This window comes from Streptomyces sp. NPDC058955, assembly GCF_042741435.1.
Taxonomy (GTDB): domain Bacteria; phylum Actinomycetota; class Actinomycetes; order Streptomycetales; family Streptomycetaceae; genus Streptomyces.
In genome coordinates, this window is record NZ_JBHYKM010000226.1 from 1,767 (window position 1) to 4,033 (window position 2,267).

Below are 2,267 nucleotides of genomic sequence, written 5' to 3' on the forward strand. Positions count from 1 at the left end.
AGTCTCTCTCTGGGGGGGGCGGGGGGGGGGGGGGGCGGGGGGGGGGGGGGGGGGGGGCGCGCGCCCCCCCGCGCTCGCGCGCGCCGCACCCGGTGCCGGACCCGGTGTCGCTGGAGCGGCCGGCCATGGCGTGGCGGCCGTCTGATCTTCCGGGTCGAGGGGCGAACGCCCCGGCTGGGAGCCGGGGCGCCGCCAGGTCGTGGGGCGGCCGTCAGGCCAGGCCCGCCACCAGGTCCGCGACGCTCTTGCGGCGGCCGGTGTAGAAGGGGACCTCCTCGCGGACGTGCATCCGGGCCTCGGAGGCGCGCAGGTGGCGCATGAGGTCGACGATGCGGTGCAGCTCGTCGGCCTCGAAGGCGAGGAGCCACTCGTAGTCGCCGAGCGAGAAGGAGGCGACCGTGTTGGCCCGGACGTCCGGGTAGCCGCGGGCCATCTTGCCGTGGTCGGCGAGCATCCGGCGGCGGTCCTCGTCCGGCAGCAGGTACCAGTCGTAGGAGCGGACGAAGGGGTAGACCGAGACGTAGTCGCGCGGGGTCTCGTCGGCGAGGAACGCCGGGATGTGCGACTTGTTGAACTCGGCCGGGCGGTGCAGCGCCATGTTCGACCAGACCGGCTCCAGGGCGCGGCCCAGCTTGGTACGGCGGAAGAGGTTGTACGCCGCCTGGAGCTCGTCGCTCGTCTCGGCGTGCCACCAGATCATGACGTCGGCGTCGGCGCGCAGACCGGAGAGGTCGTACGTGCCGCGGACGGTGATGTCCTTGGCCGCGAGCTGGTCGAACAGCTCCTGGACCTCGTCGGCGTAGCCGGCTCGGTCGGCGGGCAGGACGTCGCGCAGCTTGAAGACGGACCACAGGGTGTAGCGGATGACCTCGTTGAGGTCCTTCGCCTTCTTACCGGCGTTCGGGATCTTTTCGGGCGCACTCATACGCCTATTCTCGCCCGTCACGAGGAGTGCCCCGCACCGGGGTGCCCCGTTTCCGACGTGGCGATGATCTCGTCCGCGACGGCGTCGGCCGCGCGGTGCGCCGAGGCGACGCAGGCGGGGATGCCGACGCCGTCGTACGCGGCCCCGGCGAGGCGCAGTCCGGGCAGTCCGGCGAGGGCGGTCCGGGCCCGGGCGACGCGGTCCAGGTGGCCGACGGGGTACTGGGGCAGGCCGCCGGTCCAGCGGGTGACGGTGGTGGCGACGGGCCGGGCGGCGAGCCCGGTGGCGGCGCCGAGGTCCTTGAGGGAGGCGGCGACCAGGTCCTCGTCGTCGCGGTGCAGCCAGGTCTCCTCGCCGTGCCGGCCGACGGAGGTGCGGAGCACGAAGAGCTCGGGGGCGGCCGCGCCGACCCAGCGCCACTTCTGGCTGGAGAAGGTGGACGCCTTGATGGTGTGGCCGTCGACCGGCGGCACGAGGAAGCCGGAGCCGGGCAGCTCCGGCAGGTCGGTGCGGCGGAAGGCGAACGTCACCAGGGCCATGGAGGCGTACGCGATGGCGTCGAGGAGCGCGGCGGCCTCGGGGGCGAGACCGCCGAGGAGGCTGGCGGCGACGGGCGCGGGGGCGGCGAGGACGACGGCGTCCGCGTCGAGGGTCCGCTCCGGGGTGACGACCCGCCAGCCGGTCCCGGCCCGCAGCAGCGCGGTCGCGGGGGTGTCGGTGAGGATCGTGCCGCCGGCGGCGCGGACGGCGTCGGCGACGGCGCCGGGGAGGGTGCCGACGCCGCCGTCGAGGCCGGCGAAGGCGGACCCGCCGAGGCCGGTGGCGGCGCCCGCCGCGTCGGCGGGGACGGCGGCCCCGGCGGCCTGGACGGCGCGCACGGCGGCGGTGAGGGTGGGGTGGCGGCGGGCGGCCTCGAAGAGGGCGGGGACGGCGGCCCTCATCGAGATGCGGTAGGCGTCGCCGGCGTAGACGCCGCCGAGGAGGGGTTCGACGAGCCGGTCGACGACCTCGTGGCCCATGCGCTCGGCGACGTACGCGCCGATGGCGGTGTCGTCGCCCGGCTCGGTGGGCGGCAGCTCCAGGTCCCGGCCGATCCTGCGCAGCGCCTCCTCGGAGAGGAGGCCGGCGACGGCTCCGGCGTCGCCGGGGACGCCCATGACGTGGCCCTTGGGCATCGGGACGAGACGGCCCCGGGACCAGACGGACGCGGTGGTGGTGCCGGGGGCCTGGAGCCGGGGGGGGGGGGGGGGGCGCGGCGGGGGGGGGGGGGGGGGCGGGCGGGGGGGGGGGGGGGGCGGGGCGGGGGGGGGGGGCGGGGCGGGGCGGGGGGGGGCGCGCGCGC

At 77.1% G+C, this 2,267-nt stretch carries 1 protein-coding gene and 1 pseudogene; both read right to left on the bottom strand.

The window, feature by feature from the left end:
• Nucleotides 1-211: 211 nt before the first annotated feature.
• The gene (gene hemQ / locus ACFW1I_RS38080) at nt 212-925 is read right to left on the bottom strand and encodes a hydrogen peroxide-dependent heme synthase (RefSeq protein ID WP_384678671.1); all 714 of its coding nucleotides are present in this window, start codon (nt 923-925) and stop codon (nt 212-214) included.
• Nucleotides 926-942: 17 nt separating this feature from the next.
• Nucleotides 943-2,160, bottom strand: a pseudogene (hemG, locus tag ACFW1I_RS38085) (protoporphyrinogen oxidase); the annotation flags it as partial.
• Nucleotides 2,161-2,267 lie beyond the last annotated feature (107 nt).

Bases quoted from the DNA above. Each gene is read 5' to 3' on its own strand.
- hemQ (WP_384678671.1), bottom strand. From the start codon at position 925: ATGAGTGCGCCCGAAAAGATCCCGAACGCCGGTAAGAAGGCGAAGGAC.